We start from the raw sequence: 21,365 nt of genomic DNA, 5'->3' as shown, positions 1-21,365 counted from the left end.
GAAAAAATGATATTTGGCGATTATGAAAAGTTTAAAGAAAAAGTCGATGAGTTGATAGAAAATAATAAGGGAGAAATGGGATGTTATACTTCATTTACAGGATTTGTAAGAAATTATGAGATTAAGGAAGGGGAAAAAGTCCCTGCTGATAAGATGGAAATTCCTGATATTCTTGATAAATTGGTGGATATTAGAAAAGATGCAATTGAAAAATTTAATCTTTTAGATGTAATCATATATCACAACAAAGGAACTCTTGGCGTTGGGGAAATTGTTTCATCATATTACGTATTTGCAAGGCATAGAAAAGAGGCATTTTTGGCTATGGAATACATTATTGATGAGATAAAAAGGTATCATTAATATAAAAATATTATTTTTTAATTTTAAATTTAATGCTATTTTCGGTGATTTTATGAAGATATTGCTTTTTGAATATGCCGTAGGTAGCGGTGAAATCGTAGAAAATAATATCTTTGAAGAAGGAAAATTAATGTTTGATAAATTACTTAACAGCTTTTTAAATGATGGTTTTTCTGTTGTTTCCATTGTTGATGATAAAACTAGTAGAGATTATTACAATCGGAGCGAAGCGAAGAGCTATGAAAACCGAAGGTTTTCATTCAATTTATTAAAAAATATACCTAATTTAGAAGTATATACGCCTGGAAAAGATTATAAATCAAAATTGAATGAATTACTGGCTAATAGAGATATAGATATGGTGTTAATAATTGCACCAGAATGTGATAACATACTATACGATTTAACTAAAATTGTTGAAGAACAAAATGTTATAAATTTAGGCTCCTCTTCAAAAGGCATTAAAATAGCGGGAAATAAATATTTAACATATAATAAAATTAAAGATTATGTAAAAACACCAAAAACATTTTCATTAAAAAAGTATATCGCAAAAGAAGTTGATGGATGTGGGGGAGCTCACCAAGTAATAGATGAAAATCATATTATTCAAGAGTTTGTGGAAGGAGAATCATATTCCGTAAGTTTTATAGTTCAAAATAGAGGTTCTAACAGAAAAATATATCCATTATGCTTAAATAAGCAATATATTGATGAAAAATACTGCGGCGGTGAAATAAACGTATCTCATCCATTAAAAGATAAAATAATTGAAGAATCAGAGAAGGCATTAAAAAGAATAAATGGATTGAACGGCTATGTTGGTGTTGATGTTCTTGTAAATGGTGATGATATATACATACTTGAAATAAATCCAAGAATAACAACATCCATAGCAGGTTTGGAAATAAGCCCGTCATTGTCAAAACTTTTGGTTGATAATGTATTTGAAAAGGAATTAACATACAAGTTAAATAAAGGAAAAAGATTTATGCGAAAAGAATTTGGATTTGAATTTTTTTAATTTTTTATTTTTATTCAACAAATGCCCGATTATATTTGACAACAAGGTTTTTAACAAATATTGGTGTTATCATAGAGCTCACCAGAGACAGAACTACTATTGCGACAAAAAATTCTCTTGAAATAATTCCGAGTTCAAGACCGACTGATGCGGCTACTAATGAAGCGGATATTTTTGGTATAGTTAGCAACCCGCCGCAGAAGCTTTTTATTTTATCGTACCCAATAAGCTTAAAGGAGAAGTATCCGGAAGTCACTTTTAGAATTGAGGCTCCAACTATGGTTGCCAATACCAACCAGATGTTCTTCAAATCAGTTAATACTCTAATGTCCGTAGTCATACCCAATGTGAGGAAAAATATAGGTATAAAAAAACCATATCCTATTGCATTTAAATTTTTATTCAATAGTTCGTCATGTTCCTCTTTTGTAAGAGCCTCTGAAACTGCCACTCCAGTAATAAATGCTCCAATGATTGGGTGGAGTCCTATAAGCTCCCCAGCAAGTATTGAAACAAGTATTATGAATAATACAAAATGTATTTTTTTAATGTGGAGATGCGCACATCTTTTGAATATTATTTTTGAAATGTAGGGTATCGTCAGAAGGAGTCCTGAGATATACAGCAATACCATCAGTATAAAATAGAATATATCAGAATTCTGGATATTCGTGCTCATCTTTATTATTACAGATAATACAATTAAACTTACTAAATCAACAACTATTGTGGCACTCAGTGCAGTTGTTCCAAATCTTGATTTTGTTAAGTTTAATTCGTTCATTAAGCTATATACTATACCAACGGAATGTGATGAAAATATTGCCGCATAAAGCAAAGCACCAATAAAATCAAGCCCAAACAATTTTCCTATGATATATCCCCCAATAGCAGGTATTACCAGAGAGAACAGGCTTACAACTGTTGAATTTTTAAATTCTTCTCTCAATGTTTCGTTATCAACCTCCATTCCAGCTAAAAACATTAGGAAAATTGCTCCAAATTCTGAAAATATAGTTAATGCTTCGTTCATGTCTATTAACCCAAGCCCATAAGGTCCAATAAGAATACCCGCCAGCATTACTGATGTAATACCTGGAATATTAAACCTTTTTAATATAATGGGCATTATAAATATGGATGTAATTATTATAAAAAACATTAAATATATATCCACAATTTCACCGAGATTTGAGAATTTATCATGCATATATGATAAAATAGTATTTAAGTGTTTCTAAAAGATTTTAAATAAAATAAATTAATTTTTATTATTTGTTCTTTCAAGCATTATTTTTATCTTATAAACTTCCTTACTAGGGGTCTTCCCAATGTGAGTATTGGTGAGTTTTTATACTTGTAAAAGAGCTCTACCATTTAAATCTACAATATAACTCACATCGGGATTGGGTGGCATCAATCTCAACTCTCCTCTGGGTTCATCGGAGAGTAAATCATCGACCTTCACCCCAGTCACGGGAACCCCAACTCCGCCTAATAATTTTTCAACTAATTTAATTCCTCTTTTAAATACATTAAAACAACCAACAAATTGCCTATTAAAATCCCCACAATTATTGCATTTAACAACCTCCCCCTCTTGGGACTCCATTCTACTCCCGCATACGGGACAGGTTTTTGAAGTGTAGTGGGGATTAACATAAACAACAACACTCTTATACTCTAATTTCCCAGCTATTCTTCTCCAATTACTTCTATCTAAATCCCTATTGAATTTAGAGTTTTTACCATACATGTTAAACTTATCTAAATCTTCAAATACTAAAATTGCATTAGGAAAGAGTTTAGATAGTTGGGAAGTGAGTTTGTTAATAAAATCATTAACTCGATTTTTTCTCCTATTCCAGTATTTTCTAAGTAGTTTGCTAATCCTCTTAGGGGCTTTTTTATAGATTGATTTTAACCTATCGATTATTACATCATAAATCCCCTTAATCCTATGCAATTCAGACAAATCAACTCTAATCCAACCTTTTTCTGAGTGATATAAGTCCAATGACTTTAAATTACTATCAATTCCAATAATTACTTCCTTATCAGATAAATCCAACTGTCTTTTGAAGGTTATTAATGCCTCATTATCCTTTAAAATAACCTCTCCAACATTAAAGTTCTTAATTTTTTCGTAGAACCACGCATCCTTAATATTTAAAACCAAATACTCCTTTCTCGGTTTTATGGTAATTCTTATATTTCCATTTTCTTTATCATGTCTTATTAGGGTGTTTTTAACTCTAACAAAAGGTCTTTTGAATGTTGGTTTGTTTATTTCCCTGTTACCGTTTAAATAATTTGATTTCCAACTGTTTATTGTAGAGTAGGCGGTTTTAATAGCTCCATCGATATAATGAGATGCAAACTCCCAACCTTTTAATGAGTGATTTCTTAACTCTCTTTTGAAATCATTATCCTTTGGAATTTCTGGGATTAGTCGAGTAGTTTTGTAGTATTTGTATTTCTTTCCTACTTTGTATCGATGTTTAATTGTCTTTTCTTTCCAATTTATATTTTTCCAAATAATATTAATGGCTTCATTTGAGATTTTTAGAAATTCTTCTGGTAGGTTTTTTAAATCGTAATTGTGTTTAACTTTGTATGTTAGGATGATTTCGGTTGGGATTTTGTTTTTATTTGGCATTATTATCACTTACAATTTCTTGAATGGTTTTTGTAAGTTTTTTATACTTATGGGAACGCATTCCGTATAATTTTCCTGCGAAATGGGAGACGATAGTTATTAAGTCCTCTACTAACTCTTCTCGTGGTGTCTTATATTTTTTATTAATAACAATTATCTCTGTTCCATAAGATTTGAAGAATTCTTTTAATGTTTCAAAACCAAATCTCGTCAATCTATCTGGGTAAGTAATTATTACTTTCTCAACTTCTCGGTTTATAACCATTTTTAAAAGTTTTTTGTAGTTTTTCCTCTTTTCATTTAATCCACTACCAATATCTTTTAATATTTCCACATTCCAATTTAAATCTCTTGCGTATGATTTTATCATGTCCATTTGTCTTTCTAAATCATCCTTTTGTGTATTTGATGATACTCTTACATATCCGATAATTTTTCTTTGTTCTTTGTCTTTAATTCCTAAGATTTGTTTTATCTCACTCTCTGGAACTCTTCTCTTTCCTCCTATGGTTCTAACACATTTAATTTTTCCCTCCCTATCCCATTTTTGTAGTGTTTTTATATGAACTCCCAACAATTCACAAGCTTCCTTCATCGTATATACTCTTTCTAAACTCACATTTACTCACCAATAATAACTAACACCCATCTAATATATAACAGTTTCGGAAGGCGTTTTTATGCACCCTTTAAAAAAGTGTGCATCCAAAATTCCAGCCTCGCTATCGCTTCGGCTGGAACCTTATAATTTTTCTACCCCTATTTTTATCCTATAAACTTCCTTATTTGGTGTCTTTATTTCCCATTCCTGTTCATAATCTGGTTTTATTTCATCAAAGAATGTTCCTCTAACCTCTTTCTCAATGGATTTTAATGTATCTTCACTGAATTCAATGCCTTCCATTTTTACCTTTATCTTCTCTTCAATATCCAAATCCATATCTTTTCTCATTGACTGGATTCTTCTAATTACCTCCCTCATAAGCCCTTCTTTTATAATATCCTCAGTTAGTTCAATGTTTATATAAACATTTCCTTTTGAAAACTCCATACCAACAATGTTTTCTGGAATTTCTATTTTAAACTCAACATATTCAGGTTTTATCTCATATCCATCAATTGTTATTTTTCCTTCTTCTTTCAATTTTTCACTGAGCTCATTTGGATTCATGGAGTTAATGATTTTTACAACATTTGGAACTTCACTTTTGAATACCTTTCCGAGCTCTCTATAATTTGGCTTAACAGTCATGTTTCCTTTGAACTCTTCAACATCTATTTCTTTAACATTGCCTTGTTCTTTTATGATATATCCGTATTTTTCCACTACATTTTCAATGCTCTTTGGAAGTATTATTTTTGATATTGGATACCTCAGTGTGTGTTTTACCTTGTCCCTTCCTCTCAATATGGCATCTACAATTTCCCTTACAACCTCAATATCTTCTTCAAGTGTTCTGTCTATGAGTTCCTCATCAATAGTTATTTTATTCATGAATACACTTTCTGGCATATCCTCTGTTTTCATGTTTTGATATATCTTTTCGCTTATGTGCGGTGCAACTGGCGATAGGATTGTAATCAATTTCATTAAAACATAGTATAATGTTTGGTATGCTGAAAGCTTGTCAGGGTCGTCCTTCTCCATCCATGTTCTGCTTCTTATGAGTTTAATATACCATCTGCTTAAATCATTAAGTATGAATTCCCTTAATTTCCATGTGTATGAATGGAGATGCGGAATTTCTAAATCCTCAATTATTTCCTTTGTTAAGCTGTTTATTTTGCTTATTATCCATTTATCTTCATCCCTTAAATAATTCATATATTCCTCATTTGGAACAAAGTTATCAAGCACCATATAATTAACTGCAAATGTGTATGAGTTCCAAAGTGTATTGAATAAACTTTTTACCTCGCCGAGCTCATTGTATGAGAATCTTATATCTTCCCATGCCTTGTTTGCACTAAGTAAATAATACCTCAGTAAATCCGCACCATACTCTTCCACTACTTCATCAGGATTTACAACATTTCCTAAACTTTTACTCATTTTGTTTCCGTTTTCATCAAGTGCAAATCCGTGCATCATACATTTTTTGTATGGTATATCGTTAAATACAATTGCACTTAATGCATGCTGGGAATAGAACCATTTTGTAACTTGGTCATTTCCTTCAACGATGAAATCAGCTTTTTTAAGTTCTTTGGCATTTATTGAAGCATAAGGAGCAAGTCCTGAATCATACCAGACATCGAGAACATCAGGCACCCTCTTCATTTCCTTTCCACAGCTACATTTTAAAATAATCTTATCAACTGTTGGTTTATGCAAATCATCCAATGGAATGTCGTTTATCATTTTTTCCTTTAATTCTTCAACACTTCCTATAACTTCATATTTTCCGCATTCTTCACATACCCATATTGGAAGTGGTATTCCCCAGTATCTCTGCCTTGATATATTCCAGTCTCCAACGAACTTAACTCCATTTATATACCTTGTTTCTACCCAGTTTGGCACCCAATCAACGGTTTTTGCATGCTCTATTATGTCATCCTTTATCTTTGATATAGTTAAGAACCATTGCTCCGTAGCTCTAAATAAAAGTGGTGTTTTACATCTCCAACAGTGCGGATACGTGTGCTTTATCTTTCCAGCTGAAACTAAGAGATTTTTATTTTTTAATGTTTCTATTACATCGTCATCAGCATCTTTTACAAAGGTTCCTTTCCATTTTCCTTCTATATATCTTCCTTCGTCATCTATTGGGGAATATATCGGAACATCGTATTTTTTACCAACTTCAAAGTCCTCTTCACCAAACCCTGGTGCAGTATGAACTAAACCTGTTCCACCATCTAAACTAACATGCTCGCCCAATACCACAGTATGGGCATTTTCGATTTCTGCAAATTCTTTCTGTCTTTCGTTTTCTTCCAGCAGTGGATGTATATATTTTATCCCTTCTAAATCCGCTCCTTTTACTGTCTTTATTATGTTGTAAGATTTTATATTGTTGCTTTTACCTGCCTTTTTCATCACTTCCTCAACTAATGCCTCAGCTATTATCCATGTTTCTTTTATCTCTTCTCCATCTCTTTCTAAAACAACTTCAACATAGGCATAATCGAAATCTGGATGAACTGAAACAAGAAGATTTGACATTAAAGTCCATGGTGTTGTTGTCCAAATTACAAGGTAGGTATCTTTTTCTTTTTCATCCATTAGTTTAAATTTAACATAAACTGATGGGTCGAGAACTTCTTTATATTCTCCTCTTACCTCATGTTCTGCAAGTGAAGTTTCACATCTTGGACACCAATATCCAACCCTTAAATCTTTTGAAAGAAGATTTTTTTCATGTGCCTTTTTTAAACTCCACCATCCTGACTCTATATAGTCGTTTTTTATAGGCATGTATGCATTTTCCCAGTCAAGCCATATTCCTAAATTTTTAAACTGATTCTCCATTACTTCCTTATTTCTCAGTGCAAATTCCTTACATTTTTCAATAAATTCTGTTGTTCCAATTTTTGTTTCAATGTCCTTTTTTGATTTTATGTTGAATTCATTTTCAACCTTTACTTCAATAGGAAGCCCGTGCATATCCCAGCCCGCTTTATCGAGAACATTATAATTTTGCATTCTCTTAAATCTCAATACTGTGTCTTTTATTGTTTTATTCCATGCAGTTCCCAAATGTATCGCACCAGAACAGTATGGAGGACCATCTACAAAATAATATTCTGGATAGTGTTCGTTTAGTTTTTTTACCTTTTGGTATATTTCATTATCTTCCCAAAATTTTTTTATTTCTTTATCCATTTCTCTAAAATTAACTGTTCCTTTAACCTCTTTCATACCTTCACCCTTTATTTTTTATTCTTTGTTGTTGTTTTTGGTTTTTTATGTTTGAATTTAGATTTGCCCTGAACAGAAGAAGATTTGGAAACTTTCTGTTTTTTTGGAGGTTTGCCATTCTTTTCTTTTTCATCCTCTTCTTCATCGCCACCCTTACTTTTATAATATCCTTTCAATGGAGGCATTTTCGGAAAATCTTCAATAAGGTAAGGGTATGGTTCATGTCTTTCACTTATCACCACAATATGTGCAGGGGGGTGGATTTTTCTTATTTTATCTATTGCTCTTGGAGCGTTTTCTTCGATTTTAACTAGGCATGCTTTTTTACATGGTTTTTTAATATTTCCAAGTATGTATTTTAGGAGCTCATCCGCAGCTTCGGGAACCATGATTTTTGGTTTTCCAATTATTGTTAATTTTGCATGTCTGTGGATATCTGCCAGTGCATTTTTAATCTTTTCGTAATTATCGCCCCTGATAAGTAGTAATACCATAGCTTTTTCACCGTGTTTCTTCTGTTTCTTTTATCTTTTCTCATTTAGTATCGAGATAAAATCTTTTATATTTTTGTAAATTATGTCTTATCTTTTTTAAATGTTTTTAATTTATAAAGTTAATTGATTTATCCAATATTGGTTATTCATTATTTTAGTATTATGCAGTTAAGGTTAATCTTAATATAGGTCAATACCTGTTTAAAAATTATGTCTGTTAATTCATCCGTTTTTCTGTTTTAATATATAATCAATAAATAATTAATTAAATCTTTTTCCCGTAGATATTTAGATATTCTTTAAGTATAAATGGAAAATCTCTTGCTTTAACAAATCTCAACCCAAGACGCTGAGCCCATTTTTCAATACCTTCATCACTTGCAACCACTGCGGCGTCGAGCTCCTTTGCAAGTAATAACACATCTAAATCTGGGGCACTGTCAAGAGTCCCAGTTCTCAAAGCACTTCTGTATTTATTCCTAAATGAATTTACAGTTTTCGATAAAACATCATCTATTAATGCCTTTTTATCTTTTGATTCTTCATCCTGTGAAAGCACATAAGCCTCTGATGCTGTTTCATACATTGCATTTTCGCTTATTCTCATGCCTTTGTTTATTCTCTCCCTTAAATCCCTTATATATTCATAAAGTATCTCTGCTGGAAGCTTTATTTCATATCTATTTGGTGTTTTCTTTACAAGCCATGTATCCACTTTAATTAAAACCTCTTCTGGGCATCCTTCCCTTTTTAAAAATCCAACGAGCTCATCATATACGCTGGGATATGGGATGTGGCATGAAATATCCAAATGAACCCTGGATTCTGCTATTAAATCAAGTATCATCTCAGCAGATTCAGAAATCGTATTTGCCCTAAGTGATTTCCTAACCTCACTATCTGTAATTGCCGTAGTGTCTAAACAAAATCTTTGTTTTTGCAAAATATCACCGTTTTATTTAATTAATAACATCATTTACTGCAAGTATTTTTATCTTTGAAGGATAGTTTTTTATATACTCTGAAATAACCTCGTTTTCTATTCGAGCTTCGAGCTTTGACAAGATTCGTTCTTTGTAATGCCTTGAAAATCCATAGGGAATTGCCTGTCTAATCTCATCAATACTGTTAAATGGTCTGTTTTTTTCTAAAATATTTGCTACATAGTCGGGAATGTAATTTTTTAATTCATATTCATTTGCAGTTTCCAATATCCTGTCTTCAAACCTTTTTAAAATAATATTATCCAGTTCTCCTTTATCATAATACTTCTTTAAAATATTCAAAGTAGTTTCTGGAAGCATGTTTTTTATTTCATCAAATTTCCCGCTAAATATCCCCTCTCTAATTTTCGTTCCACTTATGCCCCCTATTCTTTCTACAAAAACAAATTTTGGTTTAAAGTTAATGTTGCAGTTTTTATTAACTTTATAAATAGTGCTTGACATGGAAGCTATGACATAGTTATCTATTTCAAGTTTTTCACAAAGGAGCTCACCAGTTTCAACACATGATATCTTATATGGTTTTACCTTAATATGATGCCCATTGTTTATGCAGTTTATGACCTTTTCCATAGAACTCTCCTTAATATATCCTCTCGGTATAATCTCGGTGCCGAGAGTGTAAAACATCTTTATAAGGCACTGCATGTATTGACCAGAGCCCATTATTCCCATAGGGGGACCTTCAACAACAATATCTGCACCGGCTTTTATGGCCATTTCAGAACGAATATGTCTATCAACAAGATATGGAATACCTCGCCCGCTTCTTTCAAGTGGTGCTGGAAGTATGCTTATGAAGATACCGTATTTTTTACCTTCATTTAAACAATACTTATGTCCATTGTGCAATGGATTGTATTCTGTGAAATCTGCAACAATATTGGTTGGTTCTCCCTCTGCCTCCTTTTTTGATTTAATTTTATCAATAATTTTTTTAAATTCATTTATGCTGTTATTATCCCTTTCTTTTGAGCACTTTATTATTTCATCCCTATCTCTTAAAAAATTTTTTAAATGTGAGCTCTCCATAATTACACCATTTATTCTATTGCAGTATATTTTATGATTTTATATTATTAATTAGTATCTTTAATGGTAGTGTAGAAATAATCACTAAACCGAAATCTTTATATATTATGATTGCATTGGTTATTTTGTCGAAAGATTGCGGGAAAGAAAAACCCATGAAATCTTAAAAAAAGAAATATCAAAAGCACATTGGGCCCATGGTCTAGTTGGCTATGACATCGCCCTTACAAGGCGAGGGTCGCCGGTTCGAATCCGGCTGGGCCCACTATTTTTTATTTTAGGCAACTATATTTATTAATTAGAATATATGGTTAAATTTTAGGTTCTAAGTTTTACTATTTTTATTTTGGAAATATATATCTATTAATATACATATATAAATCTAATTAAATAAAAAAATAAAAAATTAATAAATTATTTAATAGTTTTTCCTTTTCTTAGCATGTTCTACAATGGATTTTCCATTTCTTCTAACTCTACCAAGGGTTTTTATAATTTTTTCAGCATCTCTTGAAGAAACTGTGATGTATGAGAAGTTTTCAAATACTGCAACATCATCTATATATCTTCCCCTTACATTCGTCTTATCTTCAAGGTATTCAACAAGTTTTCTTGGATTTATTCCATCCTTTTTCCCAAGAGCTACAAACAATCTTGACTGACCTTCTTTAACTTCTTTAACACTTCTGGTAGGTTTGATTTTACCGTATCTTTTTTCGTTCAATTCATCTTGAAATGTGTATTTTAAAAGGGACGCTATAACTTTTTCAGCATCATTTTCTTCCAACAATTTCTTAGCAATATCAAGATATTCTTCGCTGTATTCCTCGGAGCTCACAATTTTTAAAATATTATCTATAACTGATGACTTCTTTGCACTGATGATATCTTCCACAGTTGGGAGCTCTCTTTTTTCAATGTCTGTTTTTGCTATCTTTTTTATGTATTTTAATTTTCTGAACTCATCTGGTTGAACAAATGTAATGGCAGTTCCCCTTCTTCCAGCTCTTCCAGTTCTTCCGATTCTATGAACATAGGATTCGGGATTCTGTGGGAGCGAGTAATTTATAACATGGGTGAGGTTATTAATATCGATACCTCTTGCTGCAACATCTGTTGCTACAAGGATATTTGACCTTTTGTTTTTAAATCTGGATAATATCCTTTCTCTCTGATTTTGGACGATATCTCCATGGATACCTTCTGCTTTATATCCTCTATTTGCAAGTTTATTTGCCACATCATTTACATCTGCCCTAGTTTTACAGAATACCAATCCGTAAAAGTCATTGTTCATATCTATTGTTCTACACAATGCCTCGAACTTATCGGAGCTCCTAACTTCATAGTAAATCTGTTCCACTGTATTTGTAGTTAATTGTTCCTTTTTAACACTTATTACTTCATATTTTCTCATGTATTTTTTAGCCAATCCCATAATTTTCCTAGGCAATGTAGCTGAGAATAGAAGCATTTTTTTGTCTGGATTTGTATATCTTAAAATTTCCTCAACATCGTCTATGAATCCCATGTCGAGCATTTCATCAGCTTCATCTAGAACAACATAGGAAACATTGTGCAATTTTAGATTTCCTCTTTTTAAGTGGTCTAAAACTCTCCCCGGAGTTCCTACAACAATATCTACTCCTTTCTTTAATTTCCTTATCTGTTCAGTTATGGACTGCCCCCCATAGACTGGAATTACCTTTAAATTTTTATTTCCTTTTAATGAGTTTATCTCATCTGAAACCTGTATGGCGAGCTCTCTTGTTGGTGCGAGTATAAGTGCCTGAACATCCTTTGAACCTTCATTAAGTGTTTCAACCATTGGAATTCCAAATGCCGCAGTTTTTCCAGTTCCAGTTTGTGCCTGTCCTATAATATCCAAGTTTCCTTCTAATAGGATAGGTATTGCTTTCTTTTGGATTGGTGTTGGGTTTGTGAATCCTTTTTTTTCTAATGCATTTATCATATTTTCAGATAATCCTAATTCTTTAAATTCCGTCATAGTCATATAATCAACCTATTTTAATTTTATCACAGGGGGGGCGTCCAAAAACAAAATCTTCGAATTTCATAACTACTCCTAATATTATGGTTAAATAGTTAGAAGCAAGTTTGGAATCTCCCCCAATTTTTATTATAAATGTGAGCTCCCACAGCATTTACTATATATAGCATTCGTAAATAATATATGCTATATAATGTTCCTTGTAATATACATCCAAAATTGTTTCTCTTTTGGATGATTCGGGCACCACAATATGTGGAAGCACAGTGCTTCCACGATGCTTGGATATCCAACAGTGCCGAATGTGGAAGCACACATTTTTAGTTAAATTACTAAAAAAATTAAAAAACTTTTAAAAAATTAAAAAAGTTATGCCCTCACTTACGAAGTAAGTGGACAACGAAAACCGAAAGTTTTCGTCTAATTTTAATTTAACTAAATTTAACTAAAAACATACTATAGTTAAACCCCATCGTATATATAGTTTATTATTGAGAAGTTGATGCAGGAGGTTGCTGCTGGCCTTCCATTAATCTAACTTTTTTCTCCAAATCTTGCTGCATTTTATCCATGAATTTAACAGTTTTTTCTATCTGTTCTTTAACCATCGTTTCTGCATTGGTTAGTTCTTCTGAGGATTTTTTGAAGTCTTCGATAACTTCGTCTATGTTTTTTTCAAGGAAAACGTCTGCACCTGCTCCAACTATAACTTTTTCGCTGTCAATAACTTCTGCTTTTACAAATGCTCCGCCGCCTAATGGGATTAAAAGTTCTTTTGATTCTTTCAATCCTTCCATGGATTCTATTGATTTCATTAACTCCATTTTCATAATCTCTATCTTTCCGAGCTCTTCTTGGAGTTTTTTAACCTGCTGGTTGTATAATTCTAATTCATAAAATTGTTTTTGTATTTCTTCGTTCATTTTTTCACCCTAATAATGCTTTATTTTATACTTTTTAGATTCCTTTTTTACATTTTTTGTAATTTATAAATCACAAACTATATATATCTATTTGTAATTATTAATAATTATAGATTCTAATTATGGTTGTATATGTTTATATATTATATAAATATTTATAAGGTGTCATATAATGAGTGTTTTTGGTGTTGTAGGATACATATTTGTTTTATTGAAGGCTTTAAGCGAGGCATGGCTCGATGTTGTAAGGCGGAGTATAAATGGAAGTATAAACCCGCAAATCATCGAAATAGAAACTGATATTAATAGTTTGATAGGTCAGGTTCTTTTAGCATGCAGTATTACCTTGACACCTGGAACATTGACCATTGGGCTATCTCCTGAAAAAAAGATATTAAAAATCGCCACAATAAGTCCAAGGAAAAGGGATGAAATTGTTCCATTTGAGCCATATATTAAAAAGATTTTCGACTAAAATAAAGATAAAAATAATTAAAGTATTATTATATTATTGTAAAATTATTTAAACCATTCAGGAGTTTTTAATAACTTATAGCCCCCTAAAAAACCCGGTTTAGTGTGTATCTCAAATCCCAAACTTTTTAAGTCTTTAATCCTTGAATGAACAGCTCCACGACTATCTCTTTTGATATACTTCTTTAAATACTCTCCCGATATATAGTCAGAATTTTTTGAAAATATTTCTTTTTCTTCCAATATCTTTCTAGCCTTTTTTTTTCCAAACTCTTCTATGAGTTTAGCGTATGTTTCATTAACATATAGCAATATACATAATATTATAAAATGACCTAAATCCAATTTTAAATCTTTCTCGTAGGCTTGCTCTAAGAATGTCCAAAAATCTAAATCTTTTCCATAATTCTTAAAATCTAATCTTTCGGGTAGCATATATCTATCACAGAGTATTTAGTTAATCTATAATACATTGCTATTTAATATATTTAATATATATTTAATATTAATTATAAATAAATAACCTATTAACTAACATCAATCTTTACAGGATGTATATATAAATGGCATTTATTATTTATTTTTATAATATATCGTTATTATATTCTTTATCTTAATCTCATCTTTATCTTAAAATCTTTATAATTTATAATCCATATATTATTGTCATTATTATCTATCATTTTGGTGATTTTATGAACTGGGTTGAAAAATACAGACCAAAAACCATGGCGGAGGTTGTTGGAAATACAAAAATTAAAGAAGAATTAAAAAAATGGATTGAAGATTATTTACATGGCAATCCTGTAAAACCGATTCTTCTTGTTGGTCCTCCGGGATGCGGTAAAACAACACTTGCAAATGCTCTTGCAAATGACTATGGTTTTGAAGTAATTGAATTAAATGCAAGTGACAAGAGAAACAAGGATGTAATTAAGCAGGTAGTTGGAAGTGCATCGATGTCAAAGTCGTTGTCTGGAAAAAGGGCACTAATTATTTTGGATGAGGTTGATGGAATCTCCGGAAACAGCGACCGGGGGGGAGTGAGCGAGATATTAAAAATAATAAAAACAGCAAAAAATCCATTAATATTAACTGCAAATGACATTTACAAACCATCATTAATGTCTTTAAGGAATGCCTGTAAAATTGTAAAGATAGGGTCTGTTCATACAAACTCCATAGTGCCTGTATTGAGAAGAATAGCACTAAAAGAAGGTTTTAATGTAGATGATAAGATTCTTAAAATAATAGCAAAACATGCAGGCGGTGATGTTAGGGCGGCAATTAATGATTTAGAATCTCTTGCCATTGGAAATGATTTAAATTTAGAAGAGGTTAAGGAGCTCCCAGATAGGGATGTTGAAAAAAGCATTTTCGATGCCATAAGAATTATATTAAAAACAACCCACTACGATATTGCAGTATCTTCGGTATATGATGTAAAAGAGGACATTGGAACTATTGAAGAATGGATTGCTGAGAACATACCGAGGGAATACAAAAAGAAAGAGGATATAGTTCGTGCCTATGACTATCTTTCAAAGGCAGACATATTTTTGGGGAGAGTTCATAAAAGACAATATTATGGACTTTGGAGGTATGCTTCTGCACTTATGACTGCGGGAGTGGCACTTGCAAAGGATGAAAAATATAGAGGATTCTTTTCCTATGTTAGACCAACGGTATTTACGAAACTCACTAAAACAAAGGCAAAACGAAATATTATGAATAAAATACTTAATAAAATAAGTTTAAAAACTCATGTATCCACTAAAAGAGCCAGGGAAGATATACTATATTTGCAGGTTATCCTTAAATCCAATCCAGAATTTGGGGCTGAGCTCGTAGAATTTTATGAATTTACTAATGATGAATTGGAATATTTAACAAATAAGACCACGGCTAAAAAAATATTTAAAATAATAAAGGAAAAATCAGAAAAAAAAGCAGAATCAAAAGCAAAAACCGCTGAAACAGATGAAAAGAAAGCAGAAAAGAAGAAAACTAAAAAGAAAGATAAAAAGGTAGAAAAAGAAATTAAAGACCTAAAAAATATTAGTATTGAAGAAGTTATCAAAGATATTAAAAATGAAAATGAGATAAATGAAACAAATGATGGAACTACTAAATCATCCGGAGCTCCCAAAAAGAAAGATAAAAAAACAGATAAAGACAAAGAGAAATCAAAACAAATAACTTTGGAAGCGTTTTTTTAATAAATTTTTTATATTTTCTATTTTATTTTATGTTTTACTTATTTTATTTTTATGTTTGACTTTTATATCCAATACTAAAACATACTCCCGCGGAGAATAGGACTTTACAACTCTTTTTTCCAAAATCTCACAATCACATTTGGACTTAAATAATTCAATAGCATCGTTGAAATCCTTACCTATGGTGTAGTAATGTATTATGCCATTTTCTTCGACGATATCCAGAGCTTTATCCACAAATAAATGGGCATATTTTGGAAGGTTCATTATTATTCGGTTTCCCTTCACATTTACTTTTCTTACATCTTCGAGAATTGGAATTATTTTATTTTGAAGCTTATTTAATTCTATATTTTTTTTAAGCAGTTCTATTGCATCGGGATTTATGTCAATGGCATAAATCTTCTTTGCATTTTTGCATGCTATGGAGAACGGTCCAACTCCGCAAAACATATCTACAACAATATCATCAAATTTCACTTTCTCCATAATTCTTTTTCGCTCCCACCCCAATCTTGGTGAAAAATAGACCTTTTCAACATCAACCCATAACCTATAACCATTTTCTTTATAAAGTGTCAATGTTTTATAGTCTCCTGCGAGGAGCTCCAACTCTCTGATTCTAAATTCTCCTTTTATGTCGCTTTTTCTCCTAAACACTGTCTTAATGGATGGAATCAATTTTAATGCAGTTTCTCCTATCTTTTTTCTAATGTCTTCGTTTATTTCATCGGATATTTGGATTATTACGATATCACCAACTACATCGTAGGATAGTGCTATAAGACCATCTTCTATTTCTTTTTTAAAGTTTTTAATTAGATACTCTCTAAAATTCATCTGTTTTTTATGTGCCTTTTTTAAACATTCATCATCTACTTCAACAAATTCAACTTTATCATTTATTATTTTGTTTATATCTTTTTTTATATCATTATTCAAATTTATTAGTGGAACATATAAATAACCATCTTCCTTTTTTAATTTGTAATCCTTATTCAACAGTTTATTGTCTAAAAGAAATCTTCTTATTTTTTCCCCTTCTTTAATATTAACCTTACAACAAATCACCATAGGAGCTCACCAATTTTATAATAAATAATAAAAAGTAAATTATAAATTATCCTATTCTTTTGATTTAAGTTTATAGTAGTGATATTCAACAGTTTTCAAATTTATTCCTGTTAGTTTTGAAATCTCTTTTGGATGTTTATCTAGATATTTGGATATAATTTCCTCATTTTTTGAAGGCCTTCCTGTTTTTGCCTTTACGGGCTTAACTTCTAAACCAATACCTTCTAATGCTTCAATAAGTTTTTTGTTCGTTCGCCTATATTTTGATTCTGGCAGGTATATTGTCTCAATATTCGAGTTTTCCAATATCTCAATAACCAAATTTTTGGATAATTCCGTGTTTATATATATTTCTTTTTCATCTCCAAAATCTATGTCGCCAACCTTTTTAATAAGTTCCTTTGCAGATTTTCCCCTTAACTCTATCATATTATCATTTTCACCATGTGTATCTATGGAATAATAGGTATGATATAATTTATACCTATCATATAAAGAAATATATTTATATTATATTTCCGTAAATAATATATATTGGATAGTTTAGAATTAGATATTATTGGTGTATTTGAATATATATAAAATAGTGATAGGTGGGATTATGAGAGAGATTATAATTTCAGAGTGCATGAATTTATTGAATAGATATAATTTTGTAGTTTCACAATCATTCAGCAGGTCGTGCTTTGATATACTGGCTAGAAAGAATGATGTAAAATATTTAATAAAAGTACTAAAAAACATAGATAGTTTAAGCAATGAACAATCTATGGAACTTATAAAAATATCCCGAATATTAAATGCCATTCCATTATTAATTGGAGTTAGAACTCGAAATGTTCCAATGGAAGATGATGTTGTGTATGAACGACACAATATAAAGGCGATAACATTTGAAACATTTAAATTGTATTTAGAAGGAAGCCCTCCTGTTATTTATGCTGGCAGAGGTGGATTCTTTGTGAATATTGACGGGAATGTTTTAAGAGAAACTAGGGAAAAATTAAATATTTCAGTGGGGGAGCTCGCAGAATTTTCAAATGTTTCAAGAAAAACAATATATAAATATGAACAAAATAAAGCAAATCCTTCCATTGAAGTTGCTTTAAAAATAGAGCAGTATTTGGATGTTCCATTAGTTAAAGGAATACCTTTGGAATTAGAAATAAACGAAGATGAAACTTTCAACACTGAAACCTGTGATGATAACAATAAATATGTTAATAGATACGATGAGGAATTTAAACTACATGTGATGAATTTACTTAATGAATTAGGATTCAACATGATTGAGACAAAAAAAGCACCATTTGATGCAGTTGCTGAAAAACATGATATTTATGAATATGAAGAATATCATATAAATACATTGTTATTAACAAATATTGAAGAGATGGAAACCGAAGAAACTAGAAAAAAGGCATTAATTGTAAATCAGCTATCATCAATATTAAATAGCCATTCATTATTAATCTTAGAAAAAGGGGCAAAAGACATAGGGCGTGTAAAAACTATCAATATAAGGGAACTAGAAAAAATGGATGACGCATTCGAATTATTTGATTATCTAATAAGCAAAACTAGAGCACCATCATCTATTAACAAATAATCGACTGGTTTATCCCCACACACAGGGGGATTTAGTCAAATTAAAGACATAAAAATAGAAAATCTAAAATAGATTAATTATTTTAATGCCATTTTTACATCATCAGCTTTTACTGTTTTTCTACCAGCATGTTTTGCTAATTCTACGGAGGTTTGAGCAATATCCATTGCTATTTCTTCTAATGCTTCAGCAAGGAGAACTGCTGCTTCTCTGCTTACTCTTTCAGCACCTGCTTTTTTCAATATTCTTTCCATTGGAGCTACTGGAAGTTCTGCCATATATATCACCTATTTTTATTTAAGAGTTGGTTTTAAGTATGTTATATATTTTAAATACAATTTAAATTGGTATTTTACCACTATTTAAACTTTTCGGTTATAATTGCATTTTATTTTTTTATATCTTGAAAATAATAACATATAATTAGAATATGAAGATGATTTATATAAATTTTTATGATAATATTCATCTCACTTAAAGCATGTGAGCAATAAAATTACCATTGAATTTTGAAAGCACAAAGTGATTTTATCTAGTATTTTTAACTTTAAATTCAAGGACTATTCCATCATCAAGGGGATAATATTTTTTTAATTCCAGTTTTACGCATTCATCAACTGTTTTAAATCCCTCGCCATCAACATAAGTAGGAGCTCCCATCCCACCAAATATTTTCGGAGCTACATATACGCTAACTTCATCAACAAGATTTTCTTTAAACATACCCCAATTTAATGTGCCGCCCCCTTCTAAAAGTATTTTTTTTATGCCTTTTTTATACAATATCTCCATCAGTTCTTTTAAATTAACCTTTTCGGTTCCTGTTCTGACTACATCTACATTCCCCATTTCTTTTAATTTATTTATCTTTGCTATTTTATCAGGTGTATCTTTTAGAGTTGTGGCTATTATGGTTTTAGCGTCTTTATTTAATACTCTCGCATTTAATGGAATTCTTAAATTGCTATCAACAACGATTCTTATTGGATTATCCTCCATTTTTGCATCTATTTTATGAACTGTGAGCCTTGGGTCGTCCTTTAAAATCGTTCCTATACCAACCATTATACCATCAACATCTTTTCTAATTTGATGAACTCTTTTTAAGTCATTTTCACCTGAAATTCTCGAATCATTCTCTACTGTTGCCAATTTTCCATCCAATGACATTCCAACATTTGATATGACATAGGGTTTTGGGAGCTCATCCATAAAATCACCACCATTAGTTATTATAAAATTTTACGCATATTATTATCATAGGTATAATTACATATACCTTTATAGATGCTCCAAATCTCCACATTTTCTAACAATATAGCGATACAAGCTTTCAATATCCTTTAAATCTCCATGACCATATTTTATTATGTCTCTTCTAATGTTTTTATTTACTTTAATTCTTTTTCTTTCGAGCTCTGTTATGATTTCCCTAGCATGCTGTTTTCCAGCCCGGTCAAAGTCGGTTAATAAAATAACTTCTTTGACACCCTGTTTTACGAGCTCATCTGCAATTTCAAAAAAGGGCATGCATGAAACAGTTATAAAATTCCCATCGATGCCCAATTTCTTTAACGATGCAATATCCTTTTTTCCCTCAACAAGTATGGGAATACCACTTTTACTCTCATATTTAAGTTCATCAATGGTTTCAATGAGTTTTAAAAAATATTCCTCTCTTTTCATATTATCACAATAAAATGGCTGAAAATCTTGCAAATATAAAATGTAAAATGCAATATATTAAAAAATTAAAGATGAAAATAGATATGAATATAAATATATTATTCAAAAATATAATATCATCTAAATCATTTTGGTATAGGCAATGGCTCTGATTTATGTCTGTTTAATTCTATTCTTTTTAAAATATCATCTATTTTCGAAATAGAAACATTTAATTCCTTTGAAATTGATTCCTTATCCATATTATTTTCAATTCTCATTAAAATTTTATCAAGAAGTTCATAAGTTATTCCGAGCTCCGCCTCATCAGTTTGACCTTCCCAAAGTCCTGCTGATGGTGCCTTGTTTATTATTTCATCAGGAACACCCAAATATTTTGCGAGCTCTCTAACTTCTGTTTTAAAGAGGTTTCCTATTAATAAAAAATCACTTCCTAAATCTCCGTATTTTGTTCCATAGCCCATGTATATTTCTGATTTGTTTGAAGTTCCTGCAACAAGCAAATTGTTTTTATTTGCAAAGTAATACAATATGCACATCCTTATTCTTGGTTTAAGATTTCCATCTGCCACCTTATCAAATTCCCTTGTTGGAACATATCCCCCTGCTCCAAATGCCTTTAAAATATCTGTTATATCTGAAACTATATATTTTATGCCGAGTTTTTTTGCAATTAATTCGGCATGCTCTTTATCCATTGGATTTGAATTCTTCTCGGGCATTATTACTCCTAAAACTCTATCTTTTCCAAGTGCCTTTACACACAATGTAGCCACTAATGAGCTATCTATGCCCCCGCTTAGACCAACTACTACTCCCTTTGCATTGGCATTTTTAACCATGTTTTTTACAAAATTGGTTAATTTATCAGTTAATTCCTTATTATTCATTCTTTTCACCGCTTTAATGTGCTTAAATAAATAATTTT

General features: G+C 31.0%; 21 protein-coding genes and 1 tRNA gene. 6 read left to right on the top strand and 16 right to left on the bottom strand.

What is annotated here, in order from left to right; translation table 11 throughout:
* Positions 1 to 6: 6 nt before the first annotated feature.
* Positions 7 to 363 (top strand): molybdenum cofactor biosynthesis protein MoaE, encoded by a 357-nt coding sequence (locus Mjas_RS00245; protein ID WP_421077804.1) that lies wholly within the window; start codon positions 7 to 9, stop codon positions 361 to 363.
* Positions 364 to 415: 52 nt separating this feature from the next.
* Entirely contained in the window at positions 416 to 1,387 is a 972-nt protein-coding gene (gene mfnD, locus Mjas_RS00240) for a tyramine--L-glutamate ligase (RefSeq protein ID WP_421077803.1), read from the top strand.
* Between the two features lie 10 nt (positions 1,388 to 1,397).
* On the opposite strand, the gene Mjas_RS00235 is transcribed toward mfnD, so the two are convergent.
* From Mjas_RS00235 to Mjas_RS00205, 7 genes are all read right to left on the bottom strand, one after another.
* Positions 1,398 to 2,564 (bottom strand): cation:proton antiporter, encoded by a 1,167-nt coding sequence (locus Mjas_RS00235; protein WP_421077802.1) that lies wholly within the window; start codon positions 2,562 to 2,564, stop codon positions 1,398 to 1,400.
* 174 nt (positions 2,565 to 2,738) lie between these two features.
* On the bottom strand, positions 2,739 to 4,046 hold the full coding sequence (locus Mjas_RS00230; protein ID WP_421077801.1) for an IS200/IS605 family accessory protein TnpB-related protein: 1,308 nt from the start codon (positions 4,044 to 4,046) through the stop codon (positions 2,739 to 2,741).
* Entirely contained in the window at positions 4,036 to 4,641 is a 606-nt protein-coding gene (locus tag Mjas_RS00225) for an IS607 family transposase (RefSeq protein ID WP_421078618.1), read from the bottom strand. Before Mjas_RS00225 ends, Mjas_RS00230 begins: the two co-directional genes overlap by 11 nt.
* A 147-nt stretch (positions 4,642 to 4,788) precedes the next feature.
* Positions 4,789 to 7,911, bottom strand: coding sequence for an isoleucine--tRNA ligase (gene ileS, locus Mjas_RS00220; protein WP_421077800.1), 3,123 nt, complete (start codon positions 7,909 to 7,911; stop codon positions 4,789 to 4,791).
* An 11-nt stretch (positions 7,912 to 7,922) separates the two neighbouring features.
* A complete protein-coding gene (locus tag Mjas_RS00215; RefSeq protein WP_421077799.1) occupies positions 7,923 to 8,405 on the bottom strand; it encodes a DUF356 domain-containing protein in 483 nt (160 codons plus the stop codon).
* A gap of 265 nt (positions 8,406 to 8,670) precedes the next feature.
* Positions 8,671 to 9,348, bottom strand: a complete 678-nt coding sequence (locus Mjas_RS00210; protein ID WP_421077798.1) for an RNA ligase partner protein — start codon at positions 9,346 to 9,348, stop codon at positions 8,671 to 8,673.
* 16 nt (positions 9,349 to 9,364) lie between these two features.
* Positions 9,365 to 10,441, bottom strand: coding sequence for a nucleotidyltransferase family protein (locus Mjas_RS00205; protein WP_421077797.1), 1,077 nt, complete (start codon positions 10,439 to 10,441; stop codon positions 9,365 to 9,367).
* A gap of 191 nt (positions 10,442 to 10,632) precedes the next feature.
* Here Mjas_RS00205 and Mjas_RS00200 point away from each other — a divergent pair.
* A tRNA-Val gene (locus Mjas_RS00200) sits at positions 10,633 to 10,706 on the top strand.
* Positions 10,707 to 10,859: 153 nt separating this feature from the next.
* Here the strand turns inward: Mjas_RS00200 and Mjas_RS00195 are convergent.
* Positions 10,860 to 12,449, bottom strand: a complete 1,590-nt coding sequence (locus Mjas_RS00195; RefSeq protein ID WP_421078617.1) for a DEAD/DEAH box helicase — start codon at positions 12,447 to 12,449, stop codon at positions 10,860 to 10,862.
* A gap of 491 nt (positions 12,450 to 12,940) precedes the next feature.
* A complete protein-coding gene (gene pfdA, locus Mjas_RS00190; protein ID WP_421077796.1) occupies positions 12,941 to 13,375 on the bottom strand; it encodes a prefoldin subunit alpha in 435 nt (144 codons plus the stop codon).
* Positions 13,376 to 13,547: 172 nt separating this feature from the next.
* Here pfdA and Mjas_RS00185 point away from each other — a divergent pair, with 172 nt between their 5' ends.
* Complete coding sequence (locus Mjas_RS00185; protein WP_421077795.1) at positions 13,548 to 13,850, top strand: monovalent cation/H+ antiporter subunit E; 303 nt, start codon at positions 13,548 to 13,550, stop codon at positions 13,848 to 13,850.
* 44 nt (positions 13,851 to 13,894) lie between these two features.
* Here the strand turns inward: Mjas_RS00185 and Mjas_RS00180 are convergent, their stop codons facing one another.
* The gene (locus Mjas_RS00180; protein ID WP_421077794.1) at positions 13,895 to 14,284 is read right to left on the bottom strand and encodes an HTH domain-containing protein; all 390 of its coding nucleotides are present in this window, start codon (positions 14,282 to 14,284) and stop codon (positions 13,895 to 13,897) included.
* A gap of 260 nt (positions 14,285 to 14,544) precedes the next feature.
* On the opposite strand from Mjas_RS00180, the gene Mjas_RS00175 reads away from it, so the two are divergent.
* A complete protein-coding gene (locus tag Mjas_RS00175) occupies positions 14,545 to 16,068 on the top strand; it encodes a replication factor C large subunit (RefSeq protein WP_421077793.1) in 1,524 nt (507 codons plus the stop codon).
* A 27-nt stretch (positions 16,069 to 16,095) separates the two neighbouring features.
* On the opposite strand, the gene trm5b is transcribed toward Mjas_RS00175, so the two are convergent.
* Positions 16,096 to 17,142, bottom strand: coding sequence for a tRNA (guanine(37)-N1)-methyltransferase Trm5b (trm5b, locus tag Mjas_RS00170; RefSeq protein ID WP_421077792.1), 1,047 nt, complete (start codon positions 17,140 to 17,142; stop codon positions 16,096 to 16,098).
* Positions 17,143 to 17,193: 51 nt separating this feature from the next.
* Positions 17,194 to 17,571, bottom strand: a complete 378-nt coding sequence (locus Mjas_RS00165; protein WP_421077791.1) for a hypothetical protein — start codon at positions 17,569 to 17,571, stop codon at positions 17,194 to 17,196.
* 172 nt (positions 17,572 to 17,743) lie between these two features.
* On the opposite strand from Mjas_RS00165, the gene Mjas_RS00160 reads away from it, so the two are divergent.
* Positions 17,744 to 18,751 carry a transcriptional regulator gene (locus tag Mjas_RS00160; protein WP_421077790.1) on the top strand — a complete coding sequence of 336 codons (1,008 nt, stop codon included), beginning with the start codon at positions 17,744 to 17,746 and terminating at the stop codon, positions 18,749 to 18,751.
* 77 nt (positions 18,752 to 18,828) lie between these two features.
* Here Mjas_RS00160 and Mjas_RS00155 read toward each other — a convergent pair whose 3' ends face one another.
* The 4 genes from Mjas_RS00155 to Mjas_RS00140 all read right to left on the bottom strand — a co-directional run bounded on the left by Mjas_RS00155 (position 18,829) and on the right by Mjas_RS00140 (position 21,327).
* Entirely contained in the window at positions 18,829 to 19,029 is a 201-nt protein-coding gene (locus Mjas_RS00155) for a histone family protein (protein ID WP_421077789.1), read from the bottom strand.
* A gap of 250 nt (positions 19,030 to 19,279) precedes the next feature.
* Positions 19,280 to 19,963 carry a 2,5-diamino-6-(ribosylamino)-4(3H)-pyrimidinone 5'-phosphate reductase gene (locus Mjas_RS00150; protein WP_421077788.1) on the bottom strand — a complete coding sequence of 228 codons (684 nt, stop codon included), beginning with the start codon at positions 19,961 to 19,963 and terminating at the stop codon, positions 19,280 to 19,282.
* Positions 19,964 to 20,032: 69 nt separating this feature from the next.
* Complete coding sequence (locus Mjas_RS00145; RefSeq protein ID WP_421077787.1) at positions 20,033 to 20,437, bottom strand: toprim domain-containing protein; 405 nt, start codon at positions 20,435 to 20,437, stop codon at positions 20,033 to 20,035.
* Between the two features lie 125 nt (positions 20,438 to 20,562).
* Positions 20,563 to 21,327 (bottom strand): NAD+ synthase, encoded by a 765-nt coding sequence (locus tag Mjas_RS00140; RefSeq protein ID WP_421077786.1) that lies wholly within the window; start codon positions 21,325 to 21,327, stop codon positions 20,563 to 20,565.
* Positions 21,328 to 21,365: the final 38 nt, after the last annotated feature.

It is taken from the genome of Methanothermococcus jasoni (assembly GCF_049075655.1).
Taxonomy (GTDB): domain Archaea; phylum AGJL01; class Methanococci; order Methanococcales; family Methanococcaceae; genus Methanofervidicoccus.
The sequence above is the reverse complement of the archived record's forward strand: the minus strand, read 5'-3'. Positions and strand labels throughout refer to the sequence as shown.